At 73.6% G+C, this 21174-nt stretch carries 19 protein-coding genes; 7 read left to right on the top strand and 12 right to left on the bottom strand.

The window, feature by feature from the left end; all coding sequences use genetic code 11:
* Positions 1–59: 59 nt before the first annotated feature.
* Positions 60–836, bottom strand: a complete 777-nt coding sequence (locus tag ABD671_RS15545; protein WP_344734340.1) for a phosphatase PAP2 family protein — start codon at positions 834–836, stop codon at positions 60–62.
* Complete coding sequence (locus tag ABD671_RS15540; protein WP_344734339.1) at positions 836–1432, bottom strand: PadR family transcriptional regulator; 597 nt, start codon at positions 1430–1432, stop codon at positions 836–838. Before ABD671_RS15540 ends, ABD671_RS15545 begins: the two co-directional genes overlap by 1 nt.
* Before the next feature lie 255 nt (positions 1433–1687).
* Here ABD671_RS15540 and ABD671_RS15535 point away from each other — a divergent pair, with 255 nt between their 5' ends.
* Positions 1688–2455 carry an SDR family oxidoreductase gene (locus ABD671_RS15535; RefSeq protein WP_344734338.1) on the top strand — a complete coding sequence of 256 codons (768 nt, stop codon included), beginning with the start codon at positions 1688–1690 and terminating at the stop codon, positions 2453–2455.
* 12 nt (positions 2456–2467) lie between these two features.
* Here the strand turns inward: ABD671_RS15535 and ABD671_RS15530 are convergent, their stop codons facing one another.
* The 10 genes from ABD671_RS15530 to ABD671_RS15485 form a co-directional block, all read right to left on the bottom strand.
* Positions 2468–3130, bottom strand: coding sequence for a histidine phosphatase family protein (locus ABD671_RS15530; protein WP_344734337.1), 663 nt, complete (start codon positions 3128–3130; stop codon positions 2468–2470).
* A gap of 61 nt (positions 3131–3191) precedes the next feature.
* Complete coding sequence (locus ABD671_RS15525) at positions 3192–4274, bottom strand: phosphotransferase family protein (protein WP_344734336.1); 1083 nt, start codon at positions 4272–4274, stop codon at positions 3192–3194.
* Positions 4271–5035 carry an SDR family NAD(P)-dependent oxidoreductase gene (locus ABD671_RS15520; protein WP_344734335.1) on the bottom strand — a complete coding sequence of 255 codons (765 nt, stop codon included), beginning with the start codon at positions 5033–5035 and terminating at the stop codon, positions 4271–4273. Before ABD671_RS15520 ends, ABD671_RS15525 begins: the two co-directional genes overlap by 4 nt.
* A gap of 136 nt (positions 5036–5171) precedes the next feature.
* A complete protein-coding gene (locus tag ABD671_RS15515) occupies positions 5172–6470 on the bottom strand; it encodes an acyl-CoA dehydrogenase family protein (protein ID WP_344734334.1) in 1299 nt (432 codons plus the stop codon).
* Positions 6471–6661: 191 nt separating this feature from the next.
* On the bottom strand, positions 6662–7558 hold the full coding sequence (locus ABD671_RS15510; RefSeq protein ID WP_344734333.1) for a transglutaminase family protein: 897 nt from the start codon (positions 7556–7558) through the stop codon (positions 6662–6664).
* Complete coding sequence (locus ABD671_RS15505) at positions 7558–10086, bottom strand: circularly permuted type 2 ATP-grasp protein (protein ID WP_344734332.1); 2529 nt, start codon at positions 10084–10086, stop codon at positions 7558–7560. The genes ABD671_RS15510 and ABD671_RS15505 overlap by 1 nt, the downstream gene beginning before the upstream one ends.
* 13 nt (positions 10087–10099) lie before the next feature.
* Entirely contained in the window at positions 10100–13447 is a 3348-nt protein-coding gene (locus tag ABD671_RS15500; protein WP_344734331.1) for a transglutaminase family protein, read from the bottom strand.
* Between the two features lie 124 nt (positions 13448–13571).
* Entirely contained in the window at positions 13572–14648 is a 1077-nt protein-coding gene (gene hisC, locus ABD671_RS15495; protein WP_344734330.1) for a histidinol-phosphate transaminase, read from the bottom strand.
* Entirely contained in the window at positions 14645–15250 is a 606-nt protein-coding gene (locus ABD671_RS15490) for a VanZ family protein (protein WP_344734329.1), read from the bottom strand. The genes hisC and ABD671_RS15490 overlap by 4 nt, the downstream gene beginning before the upstream one ends.
* A 38-nt stretch (positions 15251–15288) precedes the next feature.
* On the bottom strand, positions 15289–16203 hold the full coding sequence (locus tag ABD671_RS15485) for a dimethylarginine dimethylaminohydrolase family protein (RefSeq protein ID WP_344734328.1): 915 nt from the start codon (positions 16201–16203) through the stop codon (positions 15289–15291).
* A 152-nt stretch (positions 16204–16355) separates the two neighbouring features.
* On the opposite strand from ABD671_RS15485, the gene ABD671_RS15480 reads away from it, so the two are divergent.
* From ABD671_RS15480 to ABD671_RS15455, 6 genes are all read left to right on the top strand, one after another.
* Entirely contained in the window at positions 16356–17102 is a 747-nt protein-coding gene (locus ABD671_RS15480) for a GntR family transcriptional regulator (RefSeq protein WP_344734327.1), read from the top strand.
* Between the two features lie 14 nt (positions 17103–17116).
* Positions 17117–17509 carry a phage holin family protein gene (locus ABD671_RS15475; RefSeq protein WP_344734326.1) on the top strand — a complete coding sequence of 131 codons (393 nt, stop codon included), beginning with the start codon at positions 17117–17119 and terminating at the stop codon, positions 17507–17509.
* An 11-nt stretch (positions 17510–17520) separates the two neighbouring features.
* Positions 17521–18060 carry a low molecular weight protein-tyrosine-phosphatase gene (locus ABD671_RS15470; RefSeq protein WP_344734324.1) on the top strand — a complete coding sequence of 180 codons (540 nt, stop codon included), beginning with the start codon at positions 17521–17523 and terminating at the stop codon, positions 18058–18060.
* A complete protein-coding gene (locus tag ABD671_RS15465; RefSeq protein WP_344734323.1) occupies positions 18057–18923 on the top strand; it encodes a fructosamine kinase family protein in 867 nt (288 codons plus the stop codon). The genes ABD671_RS15470 and ABD671_RS15465 overlap by 4 nt, the downstream gene beginning before the upstream one ends.
* Positions 18924–19010: 87 nt before the next feature.
* On the top strand, positions 19011–19715 hold the full coding sequence (locus tag ABD671_RS15460) for a response regulator transcription factor (RefSeq protein ID WP_344734322.1): 705 nt from the start codon (positions 19011–19013) through the stop codon (positions 19713–19715).
* Positions 19712–21133 carry an ATP-binding protein gene (locus ABD671_RS15455; protein WP_344734321.1) on the top strand — a complete coding sequence of 474 codons (1422 nt, stop codon included), beginning with the start codon at positions 19712–19714 and terminating at the stop codon, positions 21131–21133. Before ABD671_RS15460 ends, ABD671_RS15455 begins: the two co-directional genes overlap by 4 nt.
* The last annotated feature ends 41 nt before the right edge of the window (positions 21134–21174 follow it).

Genomic DNA, 21174 nt, shown 5'->3' with positions numbered 1-21174 from the left:
GGACGGCGTCCGGCGAGGGGTGCGCGGGGCCGAAGGGAGACCGGTCTCCGAGCCTGGTGTCAGGAGGAACTGCGTGGGCGCCCGGTGATGGTGCGCGACGCGGAGAGGCCGTCGGCGATGAGGAATCCGGCCAGCACGACCAGCCAGCCGAAGACGGCGTCGATGACCCAGTGGTTGCCGGTGCCGACGATCACCACGGCGGTGACGACGGCGTGCGCCCAGCCGAGCACGCGGGTCGTGCGGTGCACGGCGTACCGGTTGACGACGATCGCCACCCACAGCGCCCAGCCGGCGTGCAGGGACGGGAAGGCGGCCAGCTGGTTGGTGAGCCCGCCCAGCCCCTTGGGGGCCGAGGCGTCGCCGCCCCACCAGCCGTCGGCGGCGTTGAGCTTGAGGACGTCGATGTAGCCGGACACGAACCGCGGGGGCGCCGTCGGCACCGTCAGGTAGACCCCGAGACCGATGAGCGTGGCGGCGACCAGGGCGCGCCGGGCCGGCACGTAGGCGTGGTGCCCGACGCGGTAGAGCCACACGAGGGCGATCGCGGTGACGATGTAGTGCGCGGTGGCGTACCAGTAGCTGGCGAGCAGACCGAGCACCTTGACCTCGGCGAACAGCTGGTTGAGCGCGATCTCCCAGTGCAGGCCGAGCAGCCGCTCGACGCGCACGAGCTCGGCGGCGCGGTCGAGGGCCGGCGCGAGGGCGTCGGAGGCCAGGAGCCGCGAGCAGGAGTAGGCGACGTAGAGGACGCCGATGAGCGCGACCTCCGCGAGCACCCGCCGGGTGCGGACGACGGCGGAGGGACGCGTCTCGGATTCGCGGCACAGCGTGCTCATCAGATCACCCCTCGCAGGTCGTTCGTGGAGGCCTCGGTCTCGTCGTCGCGGCACACGGTCAGGCCGATCGCGGCGCGGCGCAGTCGGGATTCGCAGTGGTCGAGCCAGCGCAGCTCGGCCTCGGCCTCGAAGGCGCCGGCGTCGAGCAGGAGGCTGCGGGCGAGGTCGTCGGCGTCGTCGGGATGCTGGGCGCGCTCCTCGTGCTTGAGCGCCAGGCACTCCTCGAGGACGGCGGTCGTGGCCGCCCGCTGCTGCTCGAGGAGGTCGGTGACGTCGACCCCCGGGGTGGTGACGGCGAGGGCGAGCTTGATGGCGAACTCGTCGCGGGGCCGTTGGCGTCGGCACACGGGAGCGCCGAACCAGGCCGCGACCTCGCGGCGTCCGCTCGCCGTGACCTGGTAGCGCACGTGCCCGGAGTCGTCGGGATCGCTGCTGGCGACCAGGCCGTCGCGCTCGAGGCGCGCGAGCGTGGTGTAGACCTGCCCGACGTTGAGCGGCCAGGTGCCGCCGGTGCGCTGCTGGAACTCGGTGCGCAGCTGGTAGCCGTGGCGCGGCCCGTCCTCGAGCAGCGCGAGGAGCGCGTGCTTGACGGACATGGGGCCTCCGGGGCGGGTCGGGGTGTGCGTGGGGTGGGATTCGGCGTGGGATTGGGTGGGGATTCGGGTGGGGCGGGAGGGTGGTCGGCGCAGGCGGATGTGGCGACCGCCATACCGAGTATGGGTGCAGACCGTATACCAGGTATGCAGAACCTGTGTACACCCCCAGGCGGCATGTGTTCGTCGCCGATGGTCATCCGGATGGGGGCCGGATGCCGCCGGTCCGGACCACCGGGGGTGCGTAGGCTGCCCGCCGTGACCCGTCGCTCCCGCACCGTCCTCATCACCGGCGCCTCCTCGGGCCTGGGCGCCGAGATGGCGCGTCAGTTCGCCGCCCTCGGCGACGACCTCGCCCTGTGCGCGCGCCGCACCGAGCGGCTCGAGGAGCTGCGCGAGGAGATCGTGGCCGCCCACGGCGTCCGGGTGGCGGTGCGTCCGCTCGACGTCACCGACGACGAGGCGGTCTTCGCCACCGTCCGCGGGTTCCGTGACGACCTCGGGCGCCTCGACCGGGTGATCGTGAACGCCGGTCTGGGCAAGGGCGCCGCGCTGGGCACCGGACGCTACGACGCCAACCGGCAGACCGCGATGACCAACTTCGTCGCCGCCCTGGCCCAGACCGAGGCCGCGATGGAGGTCTTCCGCGAGCAGCGGGCCGGCCACCTGGTGATGGTCTCCTCCATGTCGGCGATGCGCGGCATGCCGAAGTCGTTGACCACCTACGCCGCCACCAAGGCCGGCGTCGCCCACCTCGCCGAGGGTCTGCGCACCGAGCTCTACGGCACCGAGCTCGGGCGCACGGTGAAGGTGACCGTGCTCTACCCGGGCTACATCGCCTCGGAGATGAACGAGAAGGTCGAGCAGTCGACGCCGCTCATGGCCTCGACCGAGAAGGGTGTGCGCGCGATGGTGCAGGCCATCGAGAAGGAGGTGCCCTCGGCCTGCGTGCCGGCGTTGCCGTGGGCACCGCTGTCGATGGTGATGAAGCACGCGCCGCTGCCGGTGGTGAAGCGGCTCATCTGACGGTGCGCAACCTCAACGATAGGTGAGGTGCTCGCCCTCGAGGTGGGCGTGCTCGTTGAACGTCAGCAGGCGGGCCCCGGTGCGCCCGACGACCACGCGGGTCATGCCGGTGTTCACGCAGACGGTGTTGAACCGGTTCCACAACCGCCCGATCGCCGGGTCGCCGGGCGGCAGCTCCGTCTCGAGCAGCGCGGCCGCCACCGCGGCGATGACGCCGCCGGAGGTCACCACCACGACCTCGGCGCCCGGACCCGCCGACGCGGCGGCGTCCGCCAGCGCAGCGCGCGCCCGCTCGCCGAACGCGGCGAACGTCTCGTGTCCGGTCAGGGTGCCGGCGATCCACGCCGCCGTCGCGGCCTCGAAGATCGCCTGGAAGCCGCGCCGGTCGAGGTCGTCGGACGCCGCGAACTCCGGGTGCGCGGCGACGACGGCGAGGTGGTCGAACTCGTCCCAGCGCGGGTCCTCGACGGCCGGCTGGGTCCACCCCGCCGTCTCGCAGATCGCCTCCAGCGTCTCGCGATGGCGGCGCAGCCCGCCGCGCACGAGCGTCGTCGGACGCACGCCGCGGGCGGCCAGGTAGCGGCCCAGGATGCGGCCCTGCTCCCAACCTGCGGGGGAGAGGACGTCGTAGTCGTCGGCGCCGAAGGACGCCTGACCGTGCCGGACGAGCAGCACACTGCCGATGGGTCGGCCCTCCTGGGTCGATGCGGATGGTGGGGTGGACGGTGGCCGGGCCTCAGGCCCGGATGAGCCCGCGGCAGCGCTGCTCGAGGTAGCCGACGACCTGGCCCATGATCGCGTAGGACTCGTTGGTGGTCTGCCGATGCACGTAGCGGTACCAGATCTGCTGGGCGATCACCGCGAGCCGGAAGAGGCCGAAGACCTCGAGGAACAGCGCGTGCTGCGCCGAGACGGTGCGGCCGGTCGCGGCCGCGTAGCGGTCGATGAGCTCGGCACGGGTCCACATGCCCGGCGCGTTGGTCGGCTGGCGCCGGAAGAGCTGGAACAGCTCGTCGTCGTCGGCCTCGACCCAGTAGGCGATCGTCGAGGAGAGGTCCATGAGCGGGTCGCCGACCGTGGCCATCTCCCAGTCGAGCACCGCCCGCACCTCCAGTTGCTCGTCGAGCACGAGGTTGTCGAAGCGGAAGTCGTTGTGCACCAGCACCTGCGCGACGTCGTCCGGCTGGTGGGCACGGATCCAGTCCAGGACGTCGGACCAGTCGCCGGTGTCGTCGGTGCGGGCCTGGTCGAGCCGGGTGATCCACCCTGTCACCTGACGCTCGACGTACCCCCAGCCGCGGGCGAGCGCGGCCAGGTCGGGCACGCTCGCGACCTCGACCGAGTGCAGTGCCACCAGCGTGTCGAGCGCCCTCTGGCACAGCGCGGCCGCGGCGTCGGCGTCGACCAGGCCGATCTCGGCGGGGAACTCCGAGCGCAGGATCAGGCCGGGCACCTTCTCCATCACGTAGAACTCCGAGCCGATGACGCCCTCGTCGGTGCAGTGCCCGACCATCGGCGCCACCTGGGCGAACACCGGCGCGAGCGCCGCCTGGATGCGGAACTCGCGGCCCATGTCGTGGGCACCCGCCGCCTTCCGGCCCGCCGGGGGACGGCGCAGGATCAGCTCGCGTGCGGCGCCGTCGCCGGTGGTGGTGCGCAGCAGGTAGGTGAGGTTGCTGGCGCCGCCGCGGAACTGGCGCACCTCGTCGATCACCACCCCCGCGTCACCCTCGGTGGCGACCAGCCACCGGGTCAGGGCCTCGGTGTCGAAGGCGTCCTCCTCGCGCAGTCGCCCCGCCGGGTTGAGGTCGATGCTCATGCGCGGGCCTCCAGCTTGCGGGCCTGGGCGCGCATGACGGCGTCGTAGGCGGCGCGGTCGTCCAGCTTCAGCCGGTACGCCGCGCGGGCGGCGTCGTCGGGGACGATCAGCTCCTCGCCCGCGTCGAGCCCTGCGAGGACGGCGTCGGCCATCTCCTCGGCGCTCAGCGGGGCGGCGTCCACGAGATGGGTCATGACCGCCCCGAGTGCGGTGTCGGCACCGCGCAGCGAGCTCATCAGGTTGGTGCGGAAGTACGACGGGCACACGACGTGCGCGGTGATGCCGTGACTCGCCAGCTCGTGGCCGGCGGTCTCGGTGAGCGCGACGACCGCGGCCTTCACCGCGTTGTAGGACGCCATGCCCGCCGGGTGCACCAGGCCCGCCAGCGAGGCGACGTTGACGATGCGACCCTCGCCCTGGGCCTTCATCATCGGCACGAAGGTGCGCATGCCACGCACCGCGCCGAGGAGGTTGATGTCGAGGATCCACTGCCACTCCTCGACCTCGGCCACGTCGAGGCGGCCGCCGCCGGCCACGCCGGCGTTGTTGATCAGCACGTCGAGGCCGCCCCACGTCTCGAGCACCCACTCGTGGGCGAGCGCCCAGTCGGCCTCGGAGGTGATGTCGAGGCGCAGCTCGCGCTCGCCGGCCTCCAGGTAGCTCACGTCGGTGCGCAGGACGTCGTCCCCGCGCGCGGTGAGGGCCTCGGCCAGCGCCGCACCCAGGCCGGACGCCGCTCCCGTGATGAGAACCCTGCTCATCGCGTCACCTCCGCTGGCGCCGGGCGAAAGATTCGGCGGGTACCCGCCGAATCTTTCGGCGGAGGTCCGAAGCTTCGCACGCGAACCGAAAGTTCCAGCGGGTACCCGCTGAAACTTTCGGACCACCGAAGCCCCGTCATCGCCTCGCTCCGTACTTGCCGAGCTCGAGGCGGGCGACGACGCCGCGGTGCACCTCGTCGGGCCCGTCGGCCAGGCGCAGGGCACGGGCGCCGGTCCACGCGGCGGCGAGCGGGAAGTCCTCCGACAGGCCGCCGCCGCCGTGCAGCTGCATCGCCATGTCGATGACGTCCTGGGCCATGCGGGGCACGGCGACCTTGATCTGGGAGACCTCCGAGAGCGCGTTGAACGGTCCGCCGACGTCGAGTTTCCAGGCGGCGTTGAGCACCAGCAGGCGGGCGGAATCGATGGCGATGCGGGCCTCGGCGATGCGTTCGCGGTTGCCGCCGAGGTTGGCGATCGGCTTGCCGAAGGCGACCCGCTCGAGGCTGCGACGACAGGCCAGCTCCAAGGCCAGCTCGGCGAGGCCGATGAGCCGCATGCAGTGGTGCACCCGGCCGGGGCCGAGGCGTCCCTGCGCGATCGAGAACGCCTCGCCGGGGCCGGAGAGGATGTTGGTGACCGGCACCCGGACGTCGGTGAAGCTCACCTCGCCGTGGCCCAGCGGCTCGTCGTAGAGGCCCATGACGGGCAGCAGCCGCTCGACCTTCACGCCGGCGGCGTCGCGCGGCACGAGCACCATCGTGTGCCGGTGGTGACGGTCGATCGTGTCGTCGGCGGCCAGTCGCTCGGGGGTGTCGCGCAGCCCCATGAACACGAACACCGCGCAATCGGGGTGTCCGACGCCGGTCGACCACCACTTGCGACCGTTGATGACCACCTCGTCGCCGTCGACGACCGCGGTGGCCTCCATCGTGGTGGCGTCGGAGGAGGCCACGCCCGGCTCGGTCATGCCGAACGCCGAACGGATGCGGCCCTCGAGCAGCGGCTCGAGCCAGGTGGCGCGCTGCTCGGCGGTGCCGTAGCGCAGCAGCACCTCCATGTTGCCGGTGTCGGGGGCGTTGCAGTTGAAGACGAGCGGCGCGATCGCCGAGCGGCCCATGATCTCGGCCAGCGGCGCGTAGTCGACGTTCGTCAGGCCCTCGCCGCCGTCGGTGCCGAAGCGGACGGCGTACTCCCCGGCGTGCTCGGCGGGCAGGAAGAGGTTCCACAGGCCCTGGGCGCGGGCCTTGGCCTTCAACTCCTCGAGGATCGGCTGCGGCTCCCACGGACTCGGCACCGTCGGATCGCCCGCCGCCTCGCGGCGCCGGGCCAGCTCGGCGTGGTAGGCCGGCTCGACCGGATCGATCTCGGCCGCCATGAACGCTGCCACGCGGGCAGCGAGATCGGCCGCGCGGGGGGAGGGGGCGAAGTCCATGCCCGCGACCCTAGCCCCGCGTCGTCCGCGGGGTCAGGAGGCCGGAGGCTCGCCGGGGTGGGTCGGGGGTCCCGGCCGGTCGTCTGAGTCACCGGGCGCCCGGTGACTCTGTCGTCGGTCAGCTGAAGTTTCGTACGCCAACCGACAGACTCACCTGACCAATCCCTCCGCGACCGGCCGCCAGAGTCGCCTCACCCCACCGGCGCGACGTCCACCGCCACCGTCATCGTCGACCGCTTGGCCTCGGTGAAGATGACGCCCTTGACCGGCGGGACGTCGCCGTAGTCGCGGCCCCAGGCCACCGTCACGTAGCGGTCGCCGGCCCATTGGTCGTTCGTCGGGTCGACGGCGAGCCACTGGCCGGCGTCCGGTCCGGTCGGGTCGGGTCCGGGCAGCCACACCGCCACCCAGGCGTGCGAGGCGTCGGCGCCGACGATGCGCTCCTTGCCCGGCGGCGGCTCGGTGGCCAGGTAGCCGCTGACGTAGCGGGCGGCGAGCCCGTGGCTGCGCAGGCAGGCGAGGGTGAGGTGCGCGAAGTCCTGGCACACCCCGGCCCGCTTGTCGAGGATGTCCTCGACCGTCGAGGTGACCGTGGTGGCGGTCTTGTCGTACTCGAACTCCGCGTGGATGCGGTGCATGAGGTCGGTGACGGCGTCGCCGATGGGCCGCCCGCGCAGCAGGGACGACGCCGCGTACTCCCGCGCGCCGACCACCTGGTCGACCTGCGGCGAGGGCAGCGCGAGATCGGTGACCGCCCACGCGCCGGGCACGTCGGTGAGCAGCGGCCGCGCCCGCTCCCACGGGACGGCGAGCGCGTCGGGGTCGTAGACCGGCACGCTCACCTCGACGTCGCTGACCGACTCGATGTCGAGCTCGGTGTGCGCCTCGGTGATCTGGAAGTAGGTGGTGGTGTTGCCGTAGTAGTCGACGTCGTCGCTGCGGTCCTGCGGCACCGGGTCGATGCTCAGCTCGTAGGCGTCGACGCGCTGCCACGGCAGCTCGCGGGGGCGCAGGTAGGCGATGCCGTAGGAGTCGGTGACGTCCTCGTCGTAGGCGTAGGTGGTGCGGTGGGAGACCCGGTAGCGCATCAGGGCCCCTCCTGCACCAGCGGCACCTGGGCGGCGAGCTGCCCGACGAGCTGGCCCAGCAGCCGCGGCGGCGGCCCGGAGGCGAAGTGCACCTCGGCGATGGCGTCGGAGAGCCGGCCCAGCTGGACGACGAACCGGTCGAGGAACGCCTCGAGGTTCGGGCGGCCGACGCCGCCGATGGCCACGAGTGCGGCGATGTCCTGGGCGGCGACCTCCTCGATGAGGTCGGCGACGAGCCGCTCGGGTCGCGAGGAGCCGGTGGACGACGGCATCGCGGCCAGCCGGTCGCGCACCTCCTGCAACGAGAACGCGAGCGAGCGCGGGTTGTCGATGTCGAGGATGAGCAGTTCGAAGACGCTCGCGGGCCGCACGTAGCCCCGGTAGCGGCGTCGGTGGGTGACGGCCGACTCCGAGGACTGGAGCACGCAGGTGAGCACGGTGCGGTCGACGTCGAGACCGCGACGCTCGGTGATGGTGGCCCGCAGCAGGTGGCACAGCTGGAGCGCCCGCTCGAGCGATCGCCCGGCCCCGATCATCTGCCAGCCGGGGTCGCGCATCATCGACGCCGTCACGCCCTGCAGCGAGAGGATGCCGGTCAGCGCGCGGCCCGCGGACTCCGCGATCTGGTGGCTGTGCGGGTTGGTGCGCAGGGCCTCGGCGGCCCGGTCGGTGGCGCCGAAGACCCGCCAGATGTCCGAGGAGAGCTGGTCGCGGACCCCGGCGAGGGCATCCCACAGACCGGTGAGCGCATGGGCCACGCTGCCGGACCGCTCGGCGTCGAGCAGCAGCGAGCGGAACTCCTCGTCGACGTCGTCGAAACGGTGTCCGGCCAGCCGCCCGATCGCCGCCATGAGGACGCCGAGGCTCACCGCACCCGTGGTGCCGGGCCGGGTCTTGTAGTCCTCGGCGACGGTGTGGGTGGCGATGATCAGCCGCAGGAGGTCCTCGGCGCGCTCGGCGTAGCGGCCCGACCAGTACATGTCCTCGAGGATGCGCGGCACCGTGACCGCCACCGACCGCACGCTGGTCAGCGACATCACCTCGGCGAGGCCCTGGTCGGCGTCCCCCGGCCCCGACTTGAGCACCCACACGTCCTTGCTGGCGATGGAGCGGCCGACGCCGGTCTCCTCGTGCACGGCGGCGAGGCCGCCGACCAGCGGGCGGTAGGAGGAGCCGTAGCGCAGGGTGAAGGTGCGCAGCGTGATCGGCCGCGGGCGCATCTCGCCGCCGCGGCGTCCGCGTCGCTGCCAGGTCGGCACCTGGCTCAGCGGCAGGCGCTCCTGGCCGACGTAGCGGTGCGGCGCGGCCAGCACGCGCTCGATCACCTGCTCGCGGGTCAGCTCGGCCAGCGCGTCGGCAGGGCCGTCGATGGGGCGGATCGTCACCTCGCCGACGCGGTCGAGCACGGTCTCCAGCCCGCCCCGGTCGCCGCACCACCACGTGGGCGCCGACTCCAGGCGCAGCGGCTCGCCGAGCAGGCGCTCGCACGCTGCGGGCAGGTAGGGCAGCAGCGCGGGGTTCTCCAGGACGCCGGCGCCGAGGCCGTTGACCACCCGCACGCGCCCGCGACGTACGGCCTCGGCCAGACCCGGGACGCCGAGCTGGCTCTCGCCGCGCAGCTCCAGCGGGTCGCTCCACGCGGCGTCGACGCGCCGCAGGATGACGTCGACGCGCTCGAGGCGACCCGGCACCCGCATGTACACCCAGCCGTCGCGCACCACGAGGTCGCTGCCCTGCACGAGCGGGAAGCCGAGGGTGGAGGCGACGAACGCCTGGTCGTAGGCGGTCTCGGAGTGCGTGCCGGGGCTGAGCACCACGACGCGCGGGTCGGCGAGGTCGCCGTTGGCCGACTGCAGCAGCGCCGAGCGCATCGCCCAGAAGTACGGCTCCATGCGGTGCAGACCGGCCTCGCGGTAGAGCTCGGGCAGCACCCGGGAGATGACGCGGCGGTTCTCCATCGCGTAGCCGATGCCGGACGGCGCCTGCGCACGGTCGCCCAGCACCCGCCACTCCCCGGCGGCGTCGCGGCCGAGGTCGGCGGCGGCGAAGACGAGGGGGCGCGGATCGCCGGCCGAGGCGCGCGCCATGATCCGCACGAAGCCCGGATGCCCGAGCACGGCGGCGGCCGGCACGATGCCCTCCGCCAGCAGCTTCTGCTCCCCGTAGAGGTCGACCAGGACGGCGTTGAGCAGCTCGGTGCGCTGGGCGAGCCCCACCTCCAGCGGCGCCCAGGTGGCGGCGTCGACGATCAGCGGGACGGCGTCCAGGTGCCAGGCTTCCGAGCCCGAGCCGCCGGTGCCGGGCCGCGCGTAGGTGACGCCGTCGTCGTCGAGGAAGCGCGAGATGTCGCCGTCGACGCGGTCGAGGTCGGCGCCGGTGAGTCCGACGGCCAGCTCCGCGAGCCCCTTCCAGGGCGTGCGCAGCGAGCCGTCGGGGGCGACGACCTCGTCGTACCGCTCGCCGCGCGGGCCGTCGCCGGCGAGCGCCGGTTGGGCCAGGGCGGTGGCGTAGTCACGCAGCACGGTCACGGTCGCGGGCGCCTCACACGCGCGGCGGCTGCGACGGCACGCGTCGCAGGTCGAGGAGGTGCGGGTACTCGGGTGCCGCGGCCCGGCGGGCCGCCTCGCGCAGGGCGCCGACGTCGATGCGTCCGGCCGTGTGGCCGCGCGGCTCGAAGCGGCTGTGGCGGCGCGCCTCGGCCTCGTTGGCGTTGATCGGCGGGGTCGCATACGCCCGGCCGCCGGGGTGGACGACGTGGTAGGTGGCGCCGCCGAGGCTGGCCTCGGCGAGGGTGTCGACGACGTCGACGTGCAGCGGCGCGTGCACGGCGATCGAGGGGTGCAGGGCCGACCACGGCTGCCACGCGCGGTAGCGGACGCCGGCGTAGAACTCGCCGGGTCGGCCGGTCTCGGTCAGGGGCACCGGCACACCCTGACACGTCACCAGGTGCCGATGGGGGTCGATCCCACGAACCAGCACCTGGAGCCGCTCGACCGAGGAGTCGACGTAGCGGGCCGTGCCGCCGGCCGTGGCCTCCTCGCCGAGCACGTGCCACGGCTCGATGGCCGAGCGCAGCTCGAGCTCGATCGCCGAGACCGCGCCGACGCCGGTGACTGCCTCCTCGGCGGCGTCCGCGCCGGGACGCCGCGGCAGCCGGGTCAGGCCGATCCGCGGGAACCGGAACTCCACGAACGGGTCGAGCCAGGCGTCCTCGAAGGCGATGCCGGCGGCGCGCAGGTCGGCGGTCACCTCGTGCAGGTCGCGGACGGCGCCGACGGGCAGCAGGAAGTCCTCGTGCAGGGCGGTGCCCCAGCGCACGAGCGGCGCCGTGAGCGGCCGCTCCCAGAACATCGCCACGAGGCTGCGCACGAGCAGCGCCTGGACGAGCGCCATCTGGGCGTGCGGGGGCATCTCGAAGCCGCGCAGCTCGAGCAGGCCGAGGCGGCCGCGGCTGGAGTCGGGGCTGTAGAGCTTGTCGATGCAGAACTCGGCGCGGTGGGTGTTGCCGGTGAGGTCGGTGAGCAGGTGCCGCAGCGCCCGGTCGACCAGCCACGGCCGCGGCTCCTCGCCGTGCGCGGCGAGCTCGGCGGTGATGCGGGCGATCTCGGCGAGCGCGATCTCCATCTCGTAGACCGCCTCGGGCCGGCCCTCGTCGAACCGCGGTGCCTGGCTGGTGGGGCCGATGAAGCGCCCGGAGAACAGGTAGGACAGGCTCGGGTGCCGCTGCCAGTAGGTCACCAGGCTGGCCAGCAGGTCGGGACGCCGCAGCAGCGGGCTGTCGGCCGGCTGGTGGCCGCCGAGGGTGAGGTGGTTGCCGCCGCCGGTGCCGGTGTGCAGGCCGTCGAGGTCGAACTTCTCGGTGGTCAGCCGGGCCTGGCGGGCCTGCTCGTAGAGGGTGACGGTGAGGTCGCGCTGCTCGGCCCACGAGCGGGTCGGCTGCACGTTGACCTCGATGACGCCGGGGTCGGGCGTGACGGTGAGCGAGGTGAGCCGCGCGTCGGGCGGCGGGCCGTAGCCCTCGATGACCACCGGCGTGCCGGTGGCGGACGCCGCCCGCTCGATCGCCCCGACCAGCGTCGAGTAGTCCTCGAGCCGGTCGGTGGGCGGCAGGAACACGTGCACGTGCCCGTCGCGGGTCTCGAAGGCGAGTGCGGTGGTGGCCGCGCCGACGGGGTCGACCACCGTCACCTCGGGCAGATCGGGGTCGTGCGGCAACGGCTCGCCGGCCTCGAGGTAGGAGGGCTCGCCGGTCGGCTCGGGGTCGACCCAGGCGATGGAGTCCAGCGGCAGGCGCAGACCCACCGCGCTGGTGCCGGGCAGCAGCACGAGCCGGCCGCGGCGGAACCGCCAGGCCGGCGAGGTCCAGCCGGTCTCGCCGGTCGTCAGCGGCAGCACCCATCCGGTCGGCTCGTCGACGGCGGCGTCGAGCCGGGCCAGGGCGTCGGCGTCGATCGCGGCGTCGTCCTCGGCGGCCGGCGCGGGGCCGTCGGGACGCCGCACCTCGGCGGCCAGCCGGGCGAGCGGGTCCTCGAAGGCGGCCTGGAGCTGGCGCTCGGGCAGACCGAGCAGCGCGGTGAAGGTGGTGGCGAGTGTGTGGGCGTCGGCGTCGGTGGCGGGCTCCTCCGGCGTCGTCCACGGGTCGGCCAGCAGGCCGGGCTCGCGCCACAGCGGGACGCCGTCCGTGCGCCACTGCAGCGCGATGTTCCAGCGCGGGAGCGGCTCGCCCGGATACCACTTGCCCTGGCCGCGGTGCACCAGCCCGCCCTCGGCGTACACGGCGCGCAGCCGCTCCGCGAGGTCGCTGGCGAGAGCGCGCTTGGCGGGGCCGTCGGCGTCGGTGTTCCACTCCGCGCCGCTGGCGTCGTCGAGGGAGACGAACGTCGGCTCGCCACCCATCGTGAGCCGCACGTCGCCTTTCGTGAGGCGGGCGTCGACGGCCTCGCCGAGCGCGTCGATGCGTGCCCACTGGTCGTCGCTGTAGGGCTTGGTGACGCGCGGGTCCTCGTGGATGCGCCGCACCTCGTTGTGGAAGTCGAAGGTCACCTCGACCGGCTCGGTGGCGCCCTCGATCGGCGCGGCGCTGGAGGGGTGCGGGGTCGCGGAGAGCGGGATGTGGCCCTCGCCGGCGAACAGGCTCGAGGTCGGGTCCATGCCGACCCAGCCGGCGCCCGGGATGTAGACCTCGGTCCAGGCGTGCAGGTCGGTGAAGTCGGCGGTCGGGCCGCTCGGGCCGTCGAGCGCCTCCTGGTCGGCGGCCAGCTGCACGAGGTAACCGGAGACGAAGCGGGCCGCCAGGCCGTACTGGCGCAGCAGCGCGACGAGCAGCCACGCGGAGTCGCGGCACGACCCGATGGCCAGCCGCAGGGTCTCGTCGGGGGACTGCACGCCCGGCTCCATGCGCACGCTGTAGGCGACGTCGCGGTGCACGGCGGCGTTGAGCTCGGCGAGGAACTGCACCGTCGGGACGCCGTCGGCCGGCAGCGGCGGCAGCTTCTCGCGCCACCGCTCGACCTCCTCGGCGTCCTCGACCGGGCGCAGGTAGGGCGCGAGATCGGCGGCGAGGGTCTCCTCATAGGCGAAGGGGAACCGCTCGGCGTACTCCTCGATGAAGAAGTCGAAGGGGTTGATCACCATCATGTCGGCCACCAGCCCGACGGTGATCTCGAGCCGGTCGGTGCGCTCGGGGAAGACCAGGCGCGCCAGCCAGTTGCCGAACGGGTCCTGCTGCCAGTTCAGGAAGTGGTTCTTCGGCTCGATGTGCAGCGAGTACGCCTCGATCGGCGTCCGGCAGTGCGGGGCGGGGCGCAACCGCACCACGTGGGGGGCGACGGAGACCGGCCGGGCGAACGTGTAGCTGGTCCGGTGCTCCAGCGCGACCTTGATCGACATGGTGACAGCCTGCCCGTCGCGTGTTGCGGAACGGTAAAGCCGTGGGGCCGCCGAGCTTGTAACGCGGGGTTACGCACCTCTACCCGACCCTTACAAGGGGTGCCTAGTGGTGTGTAACCCCGCGTTACAAGCCGAAGCTGCCCGCGACCTCGATCAGCCGGTCGTTGCCCTCCGGCTCGCCGATCGAGACGCGGGCACCGTCGGTGCCGTAGGGGCGCACCACGATGCCGGCGTCCTCGCAGGCCGCCGCGAAGGACGCCGTGCGCTCGCCGACGCCGAACCACACGAAGTTGCCCTGGGCGTCGGGGATGCTCCACCCCTGGTCGCGCAGCGCCGCGGTGACGCGGTCGCGCTCGGCGACGAGGTGGTCGACGCGGCGCATCAGCTCGTCGTGGGCGTCGAGGGAGGCCAGCGCCGCGGCCTGGGCGACCGTCGAGACCCCGAACGGCAGCGAGACCGCGCGCAGCGCGGCGGCGATCGGCGCGGGCGCCACGGCGTAGCCCACCCGGAAGGCGGCCAGACCGTAGGCCTTGGAGAAGGTGCGGAACAGGACGACGTTGGAGCGGCCGCGGTAGGTGGCCACCCCGTCGACGGCGTCGTCGAGCCGCACGAACTCCAGATAGGCCTCGTCGACGACCACCACGATGTGCGAGGGCACGCGGTCGAGGAACGCGTCAAGCTCGGTCTGGGTCAGCGCCGGGCCGGTCGGGTTGTTGGGCGTGCACAGCAGCACGATGCGGGTGCGGTCGGTGATCGCGGCGGCCATCGCGTCGAGGTCGTGGCGCCACTGCTCGTCGAGCGGCACCGGCACCGAGACCGCGCCGACCGAGGCGATCGCGATCGGGTAGGCCTCGAAGCTGCGCCACGCGTGCACCACCTCGTCGCCGGGGTCGCAGAAGGCCTGGAGCAGGTGGTAGATCAGTGCGACCGAGCCGGTGCCCGCGGCGAGGTGGTCGGCCGGGACGCCGAGCCGGGCGGCCAGGCCCTCGTAGAGCCGGGTGTTGCCCATGTCGGGGTAGCGGTTGGCGAGGTCGACCGCCGCGTGGGCGGCCTCGATCACGCCGGGCAGCGGCGGGAACGGGTTCTCGTTCGACGACAGCTTGTAGGTCGTCAGCCCGGGCCGCGGGGTGGGCGGCCGTCCGGGCACGTAGACCGGGATCTGCTCGACGACCGAGCGGGGCTGCGGAGAGGGGACGCTCACGCGTCCAGCCTGGCACGGGGACGTCGTCCGCCGCGCCGTCCGAGCAAGGTCGCCGTCCCGACGACGAGACTCCCGAGCAGGACGCCGATGACCGCGCCGGTGGTGTTGTCGACGATGTCGGTGACGTCGCAGGCCCGGTCGAGCCGGGCCAGCTCGAGCTGCGTGTACTCGATGCCGGTGGAGGCGGCGGCGAGCAGCACGAGGCCGAGCACGGTCCAGGCCGGCACGAGCGGGCGGGTGCGCGGCCAGCGCCGTCCGACCGCGCCGCCGAGCAGCGTGATGAGCACGCCGGAGGGCACGAACAGCACGGTGTTGAGCAGCCGCTGGCCGCTGCCGAAGATCCAGAAGCCCTCCGGCGCGGGCCCGCCGATGTCCCACGAGCAGGTCGTCAGCCGGCCCTCGGCCGAGACGATGCCGGGCGCCCCGTCGGCGGGGATCAGCGTCACCAGACCGACCACCACCAGGCTCCAGAGCAGGGCCGCGAGGGTGCCGGCGAGCGCGCCGCCGAGCGGACGGCGCAGCGCCGCGGCCAGGGCGCCGCAGACCACCGCGCCGAGGAGGGCGCCGAGCAGCATGACGCCGACGCCGCCTACCGGGAACACCGGGCCGAGGGTAGCCGGGCGAGATGGCGCATCCAGGTTCAGCGCGGGAGGACGACCTCCCCGCCCGGCACGCGGGGCAGGTCGCGGCCCAGCGTGACGTCGAGCGGGTTGGTCAGGCACCGGATCGAGCCGCCGCCCTTGTGGAACTCCCCGACGTCGACGAGCGCGATCTCGAAGCCCCATGCCTCCAGCTGCTCGCGCACGCGGTCGGGGCAGTCGGGCATGACGACGACGTCGGGCGCGCCCTCGCGGGGGACGACGACGGAGTTGGCGCAGAAGGTGCCCAGCGCCTCCTCCTCGGTGAGCACGATCGGCTCGGGCACCAGGTCGATCAGCGCCTCGGCCGACGCGCCGTCCAGCGCGGTGGGGCAGATCATCGCCCGGCGCTCGTCGAGGGGGCAGAAGGCGAGGTCGAGGTGGTACATGCCGGGGTGCACGATGCGCAGACCCCGCACCCGGACGCCGAGGTCGGTGGCGAGGTGCTTGAGCGCGAGCTCCTCGGTGCGCGGGCCGTAGCCGACGAGCAGGGCATCACCCCAGGCGAAGGCGTCGCCGGCCTCGAGGTGCGGGCCGACGCCGTCGCGGCCGACGCTGGTGGTGCGCCAGCCGCGCTCGGCGAAGAAGGGCTGGGCGGTGAGGGTCTCGGCCCGACGCTGGGCGAACCGCATGTGCGACATCACCATGCGCTGCGGCTGCTCGGCCCCGGGGTCGACGACGGCCAGGCCGAGGTTCATCGCATAGACCATGTCGGGGGAGTCGGCCCGCTGCGGCAGCACCTCGACCTGCGCCCCGAGGCTCTCGAGGGTGCGCTGGAGCGTGTGCCACTGGAGCATCGCCAGCTGGGGGTCGGGCTGGAGGGCGGGGTCCATGAAGGGGTTGATGACGTACTCGACGCGGAAGTGGGTCGGCTCGACCATCGCGTAGTGGCGGCCCCAGGCCAGGCTCTCGTTCAACGTGGCTCCCCTTCATCGTCGGTTGGTGGTCGGTGCGTCGTCGGTTCGTCGTCGGTGCGGCGGTCCGCAGCCGGTCGGCGGGACGCGGATCGCGCGTCCATCGACCGGAATGTCAGATTGTCGGACAATCTTACATCGCTATCGTAGGGCCCGTGACCGCTTCGCGCACCTCGACGCAGGACGACCCGCGCGTCGACCCGCCGCTGTACGCGGGCCTCACCGTCGACCACTCCTCGACCGTCGACCGCGTCGCCGACGAACTGCGCCGCGCGGTCTTCGACGGCGAGCTCGAATCGGGCACCCCGCTGCGCGAGGTCGCCCTCGCCTCCTCCCTCGGCGTCTCCCGGCCGACCGTGCGCGAGGCGCTGGCCCTGCTCGTCACCGAGGGTCTCGCCGTGCGCGAACCCCACCGCGGGGTGAGCGTCGCCAGCCCCGACCCCGACTCCGTGCGCGACCTGTGCCGGGCGCGCCTCGTGCTCGAGGACGCCGGCGTGCGGCACTGGCCGCAGGCCGAGGCCGCCGCCCGCGAGCGGGTGCGCACCACGCTGGCCGCCTACACCGGAGCCGTGCGCGCCGGGGCCGGTTACCGCGAGCTCAACGAGCGCCACCTCGCCTTCCACGTCTCCCTGGTCGAGCTCACCGGCAGCCCGCGCCTGGTCGCCGCCCAGGAGAGCCTCGTCCGCGAGCTGCGGCTCGCGCTCGCCCAGGTCGAGCGCATCCGCCGCAACGCCCACGACCAGGCCGACACCCACGCCGAGCTCCTGGCCCTGCTGGAGGCCGACGACGTCCCCGGCGCCCAGGCCTTCCTCGTGCGCCACCTCGCCGACGCCGAGGAGGCGATCCTCGCCGCGCTCGATCTGCGCGCCGAGGAGGCCGCCAGCGCCGGCACAGCCCGGTAGGGCACGATCGGGGGATGGACCGCATCCTCACCCGGCTCGCCACCACCGCCGTCTCCCTCGCGGTGGCCGCCTGGCTGGTCGACGGCATCCGCTTCACCGGCCCGCGTCACGGCATGGACGAGATCCAGCACAAGCTGCTGCCCCTGCTCATCGTCGCGGCGATCCTCGGCGTCGTCACCTCGTTCGTGAAGCCGGTGCTGACCGTGCTCTCGATCCCCTTCATCATCCTGACGCTGGGGCTGTTCCTGCTCGTCATCAACGCCGCGATGCTCGGCCTCACCGGCTGGATCGCCGGCCAGCTCGACCTCGGCTTCAAGGTCACCGGCTTCTGGCCCGCCGTCGCCGGCGCCATCATCATCACGATCACCACCTGGATCGTCGACGGGTTCGTCGGCGACGACGACTGATCCCCGCGCCGATGACCGGCACGCCGTCCCCCCCGCCGCTCCCCGCCGCGCTGAACCCCGGCCGCTACGGCATCGCCCTGGTCTGCCTGGGCAACATCTGCCGCTCGCCGATGGCCGACGTCGTCCTCACCGCGCGGGTCGACGACGCCGGGCTCGCCGGCGTCGTCCGGGTCGTGAGCGCCGGCACCGGCCACTGGCACGTCGGGGAGCCGATGGACCCGCGTGCCGCCGCCACCCTCGCCGCCGCCGACCTCGACCCCACCACCCACCGCGCCCAGCAGGTGCGGCTCGGCCTGTTCGAGGAGTTCGACCTCGTGCTCGCGATGGACGCCGCGAACCTGCGCGACCTGCAGCAGCTGGCCCGCGACGCCGGCCTCGCCGTCGATCCCGCCCGGCTGCATCTCTTCCGCGACCACGACCCGCTCGGGCGAGGCGACGTCCCCGACCCGTACTACGGTGGCAGTGACGGCTTCGAGGAGGTGCTGGCGATGATCGAGCGGACGTCGGTCGCGATCGTCGCTGCGCTCCAGCGGGAGCTGCCCTTCCGATGACCCGCCAGCCGATCGTGGCCCGCCGTGCCGAGGAGCTCCTCGGGGTGGCGGTGGCCGCGACGGCCCCGGTGGCCGGCGGCGACGTCGCCACCGCCACCCGCATCCGCACCGCCACCGGCCTGGTGGCGCTGATGAAGACCCGGCCGCACGCGCCGTCCGGCTTCTTCGAGTCCGAGGCCACCGGGCTGCGCTGGCTGGCCGAGGCCACCGCGGCCGGCGGCGTCGCCGTCCCCGAGCTGCTCGGTGCGGCCGAGGACTGCGTCATCCTGCGCTGGATCGAGCCGGGCCGGCCGACCACCGATGCCGCCGCGGCGTTCGGCCGCGAGCTGGCCGCCACCCACGCCGCGGGTGCGCCGGGCTTCGGCTGGGACCACGACGGGTTCATCGCCAGCCTGCCGTTGCCCCACCGGCCGCTGCCCACCTGGGCGGAGTTCTACGCCGCGCGCCGCGTGCTGCCCTACCTGCGCCTGGCCCGCGAGCGCGGCGCGATCACCGCGGGACAGCAGGTCGTGATCGAGCGGCTCGTGGCCAGGCTGCCCGACCTCGTCCCCGAGGAGCCGCCCGCGCGGGTGCACGGCGACCTGTGGAACGGCAACGTGCTGTGGGGTCACGACGGCCGCACCTACGTCATCGACCCGGCCGCCCACGGAGGTCACCGGGAGGTCGACCTCGCGATGCTCTCCCTCTTCGGGCTGCCGCACCTCGCCCGGGTGCTCGCCGCCTACCAGGAGGCCGCCCCGCTGGCCCCTGGGTTCGAGGAGCGCGTGCCGCTGCACCAGATCCATCCCCTGCTCGTGCACGCCTGCCTCTTCGGGGGCGGGTACGGCGCCCGCGCGGCCGACTGCGCCGTCCGCTACCTGTGAGCCCGCCGGGTGCGCTCTGAACGCCGGCTGAGCACCGGCTGAGCGCGCCTCAGGCACGGTTCAGCCCCGGACGGCATCATGGGGCCCGTGACAGGAACCTCGCCGGCCCGCCCCCGCGTGCTCGTCGTCGACGACGACCGCGCCGTCCGGGAGTCGCTGCGCCGCTCGCTGGAGTTCAACGGCTACGACGTCTCGCTCGCCGCCGACGGCGCCGAGGCGCTCGCCGGCATCGGCACCACCCACCCCGACGTCGTCGTGATGGACGTGATGATGCCGCGCCTCGACGGCATCGAGACCACCAAGGCGCTGCGCAAGGCCGGGCACGACGTCCCGATCCTCGTGCTCACCGCACGCGACGCCGTCGGCGACCGCGTCGAGGGCCTCGACGCCGGGGCCGACGACTACCTCACCAAGCCCTTCGCCCTCCAGGAGCTCCTCGCCCGGCTGCGTGCGCTGCTGCGACGCGCCACCCCGAGCGAGGACGACGCCGCCGAGGTGCTGCACTTCGCCGACCTCTCGATGGACCTCGCCTCGCGCGAGGTGCGCCGCGGCGAACGCCTCATCGAGCTCACCCGCACCGAGTTCACGCTCCTGGAGATGTTCCTGCGCCGTCCGCGCCGCGTGCTCGAGCGCTCCTTCATCCTCGAGGAGGTCTGGGGCTACGACTTCCCGACCACGGCCAACTCCCTCGAGGTCTACGTCGGCTACCTGCGCCGCAAGACCGAGGCCGAGGGCGAGTCCCGCCTGCTGCACACCGTCCGCGGCGTCGGGTACGTGCTGAAGGAGACATGAGCCTCGACGCACGGGTCGACCACCGGTTCCGCTACCGGCGGTCGCTCGCCAGCCGGGTCACCCTGCTGACCACCATCGCCGTGGGCATCGCGGTCACGCTCGTGGCCACCGGCGCCTACCTGACCGCACGCCACCAGCTGCGGGCCACCCTCGACGACACCCTCCTCGAACGCGCCCAGGCCGCGGCGTCCCCCGTCTATGTCGAGGAGCTCGAGGCCTACCTCGATCAGTTCAGCGTCACCGGGGGCCTGCCCGCCTGGGCCCTGGGCGCAGCCGACGCTAAGGTCGCCCTCGTGGCCGTCAGCGGCAACGGCGGCGCCTACACGATCCAGCTCAACCGCGGCAGCCGGCTCGACCTCGGCGCCCCGGAGGCGGCGGTGGCCCGGGGCGACGCGCCGTCCAGCGTGCGCACCATCTCCGTCGACGGGACGCCGTACCGCGTCGCCGCCGTGCCGGCCACCCGCCCCGGCGTGGCGGTCGTGGTCGCCCAGTCCCTGGAGCCGACCGAGCGGGTGCTGGTGAAGCTCGGCATCGTCAGCCTGCTCTTCGGCCTCGCGGGCATGATCGCGGCCGGCATCGCCGGCTGGGCCGTCGCCCGCAGCGGTCTGCGCCCGGTACGACGGCTCACCGCGAAGGCCGAGGAGATCTCGCGCACCCAGGAGCTCGACACCATCCCGGTCGAGGGGGGCGACGAGATCGCCCGCCTCTCGGCCGCCTTCAACCAGATGATGCTCTCGCTGGCCGCCTCCCGCGATCGTGAACGGCGCCTGGTGGCCGATGCCGGCCACGAGCTGCGCACGCCGCTCACCTCGCTGCGCACCAACCTCGACCTGCTGGCCCAGGCCGACCAGTCCGGCGTCGTCCTGCCGGAGGGGGCGCGGGCCGAGCTGCTGGGCGACGTCCGCGGCCAGGTCGAGGAGCTCACTACCCTGGTCGGCGACCTGGTCGAGCTGGCGCGCGACGAGCCGCTGGCCCAGGTCATCGAGAGCGTCGAGCTCGCCGACGTCCTCGAGGCCGCCGTCACCCGGGTGCGCCGTCGCGCCGGGTCGGGCATCCTCATCGAGGTCGCCGCCGAGCCCTGGACGACGATCGGCGACCCGTCGGCCATCGAACGCGCCTACACCAACGTGCTCGACAACGCGGTGAAGTGGAGCCCGGCCGGCGGCACGGTGCACGTGACGCTCGTCCGCGGCGTCCTCACCGTCGACGACGAGGGCCCCGGCATCGCCGAGGCCGACCTGCCGCACGTCTTCGAGCGGTTCTGGCGCTCGGAGGAGTCGCGCTCGATGCCGGGTTCGGGCCTCGGCCTCTCGATCGTCGCCCAGGTCGCGCAGCGGCACTCCGGCAGCGTGCGGGCCGAGCGATCGCCGTACGGCGGGGCGCGGTTCGTGCTCGCGCTGCCGGGCGATCCGTCCTGAAGGATCCCCTGGTCGCCTCGTCCCGCCGTCCGGGCCGTGCG

It is taken from the genome of Nocardioides fonticola (assembly GCF_039536805.1).
Classification (GTDB): Bacteria; Actinomycetota; Actinomycetes; order Propionibacteriales; family Nocardioidaceae; genus Nocardioides; species Nocardioides fonticola.
The sequence above is the reverse complement of the archived record's forward strand: the minus strand, read 5'-3'. Positions and strand labels throughout refer to the sequence as shown.

Bases quoted from the DNA above. Each gene is read 5' to 3' on its own strand.
- ABD671_RS15545 (WP_344734340.1), bottom strand. From the start codon at position 836: ATGAGCACGCTGTGCCGCGAATCCGAGACGCGTCCCTCCGCCGTCGTC.
- ABD671_RS15540 (WP_344734339.1), bottom strand. From the start codon at position 1,432: ATGTCCGTCAAGCACGCGCTCCTCGCGCTGCTCGAGGACGGGCCGCGC.
- ABD671_RS15525 (WP_344734336.1), bottom strand. From the start codon at position 4,274: ATGAGCATCGACCTCAACCCGGCGGGGCGACTGCGCGAGGAGGACGCC.
- ABD671_RS15520 (WP_344734335.1), bottom strand. From the start codon at position 5,035: ATGAGCAGGGTTCTCATCACGGGAGCGGCGTCCGGCCTGGGTGCGGCG.
- ABD671_RS15515 (WP_344734334.1), bottom strand. From the start codon at position 6,470: ATGGACTTCGCCCCCTCCCCCCGCGCGGCCGATCTCGCTGCCCGCGTG.
- ABD671_RS15510 (WP_344734333.1), bottom strand. From the start codon at position 7,558: ATGCGCTACCGGGTCTCCCACCGCACCACCTACGCCTACGACGAGGAC.
- ABD671_RS15500 (WP_344734331.1), bottom strand. From the start codon at position 13,447: ATGTCGATCAAGGTCGCGCTGGAGCACCGGACCAGCTACACGTTCGCC.
- ABD671_RS15475 (WP_344734326.1), top strand. From the start codon at position 17,117: ATGGACCGCATCCTCACCCGGCTCGCCACCACCGCCGTCTCCCTCGCG.
- ABD671_RS15470 (WP_344734324.1), top strand. From the start codon at position 17,521: ATGACCGGCACGCCGTCCCCCCCGCCGCTCCCCGCCGCGCTGAACCCC.
- ABD671_RS15465 (WP_344734323.1), top strand. From the start codon at position 18,057: ATGACCCGCCAGCCGATCGTGGCCCGCCGTGCCGAGGAGCTCCTCGGG.
- ABD671_RS15455 (WP_344734321.1), top strand. From the start codon at position 19,712: ATGAGCCTCGACGCACGGGTCGACCACCGGTTCCGCTACCGGCGGTCG.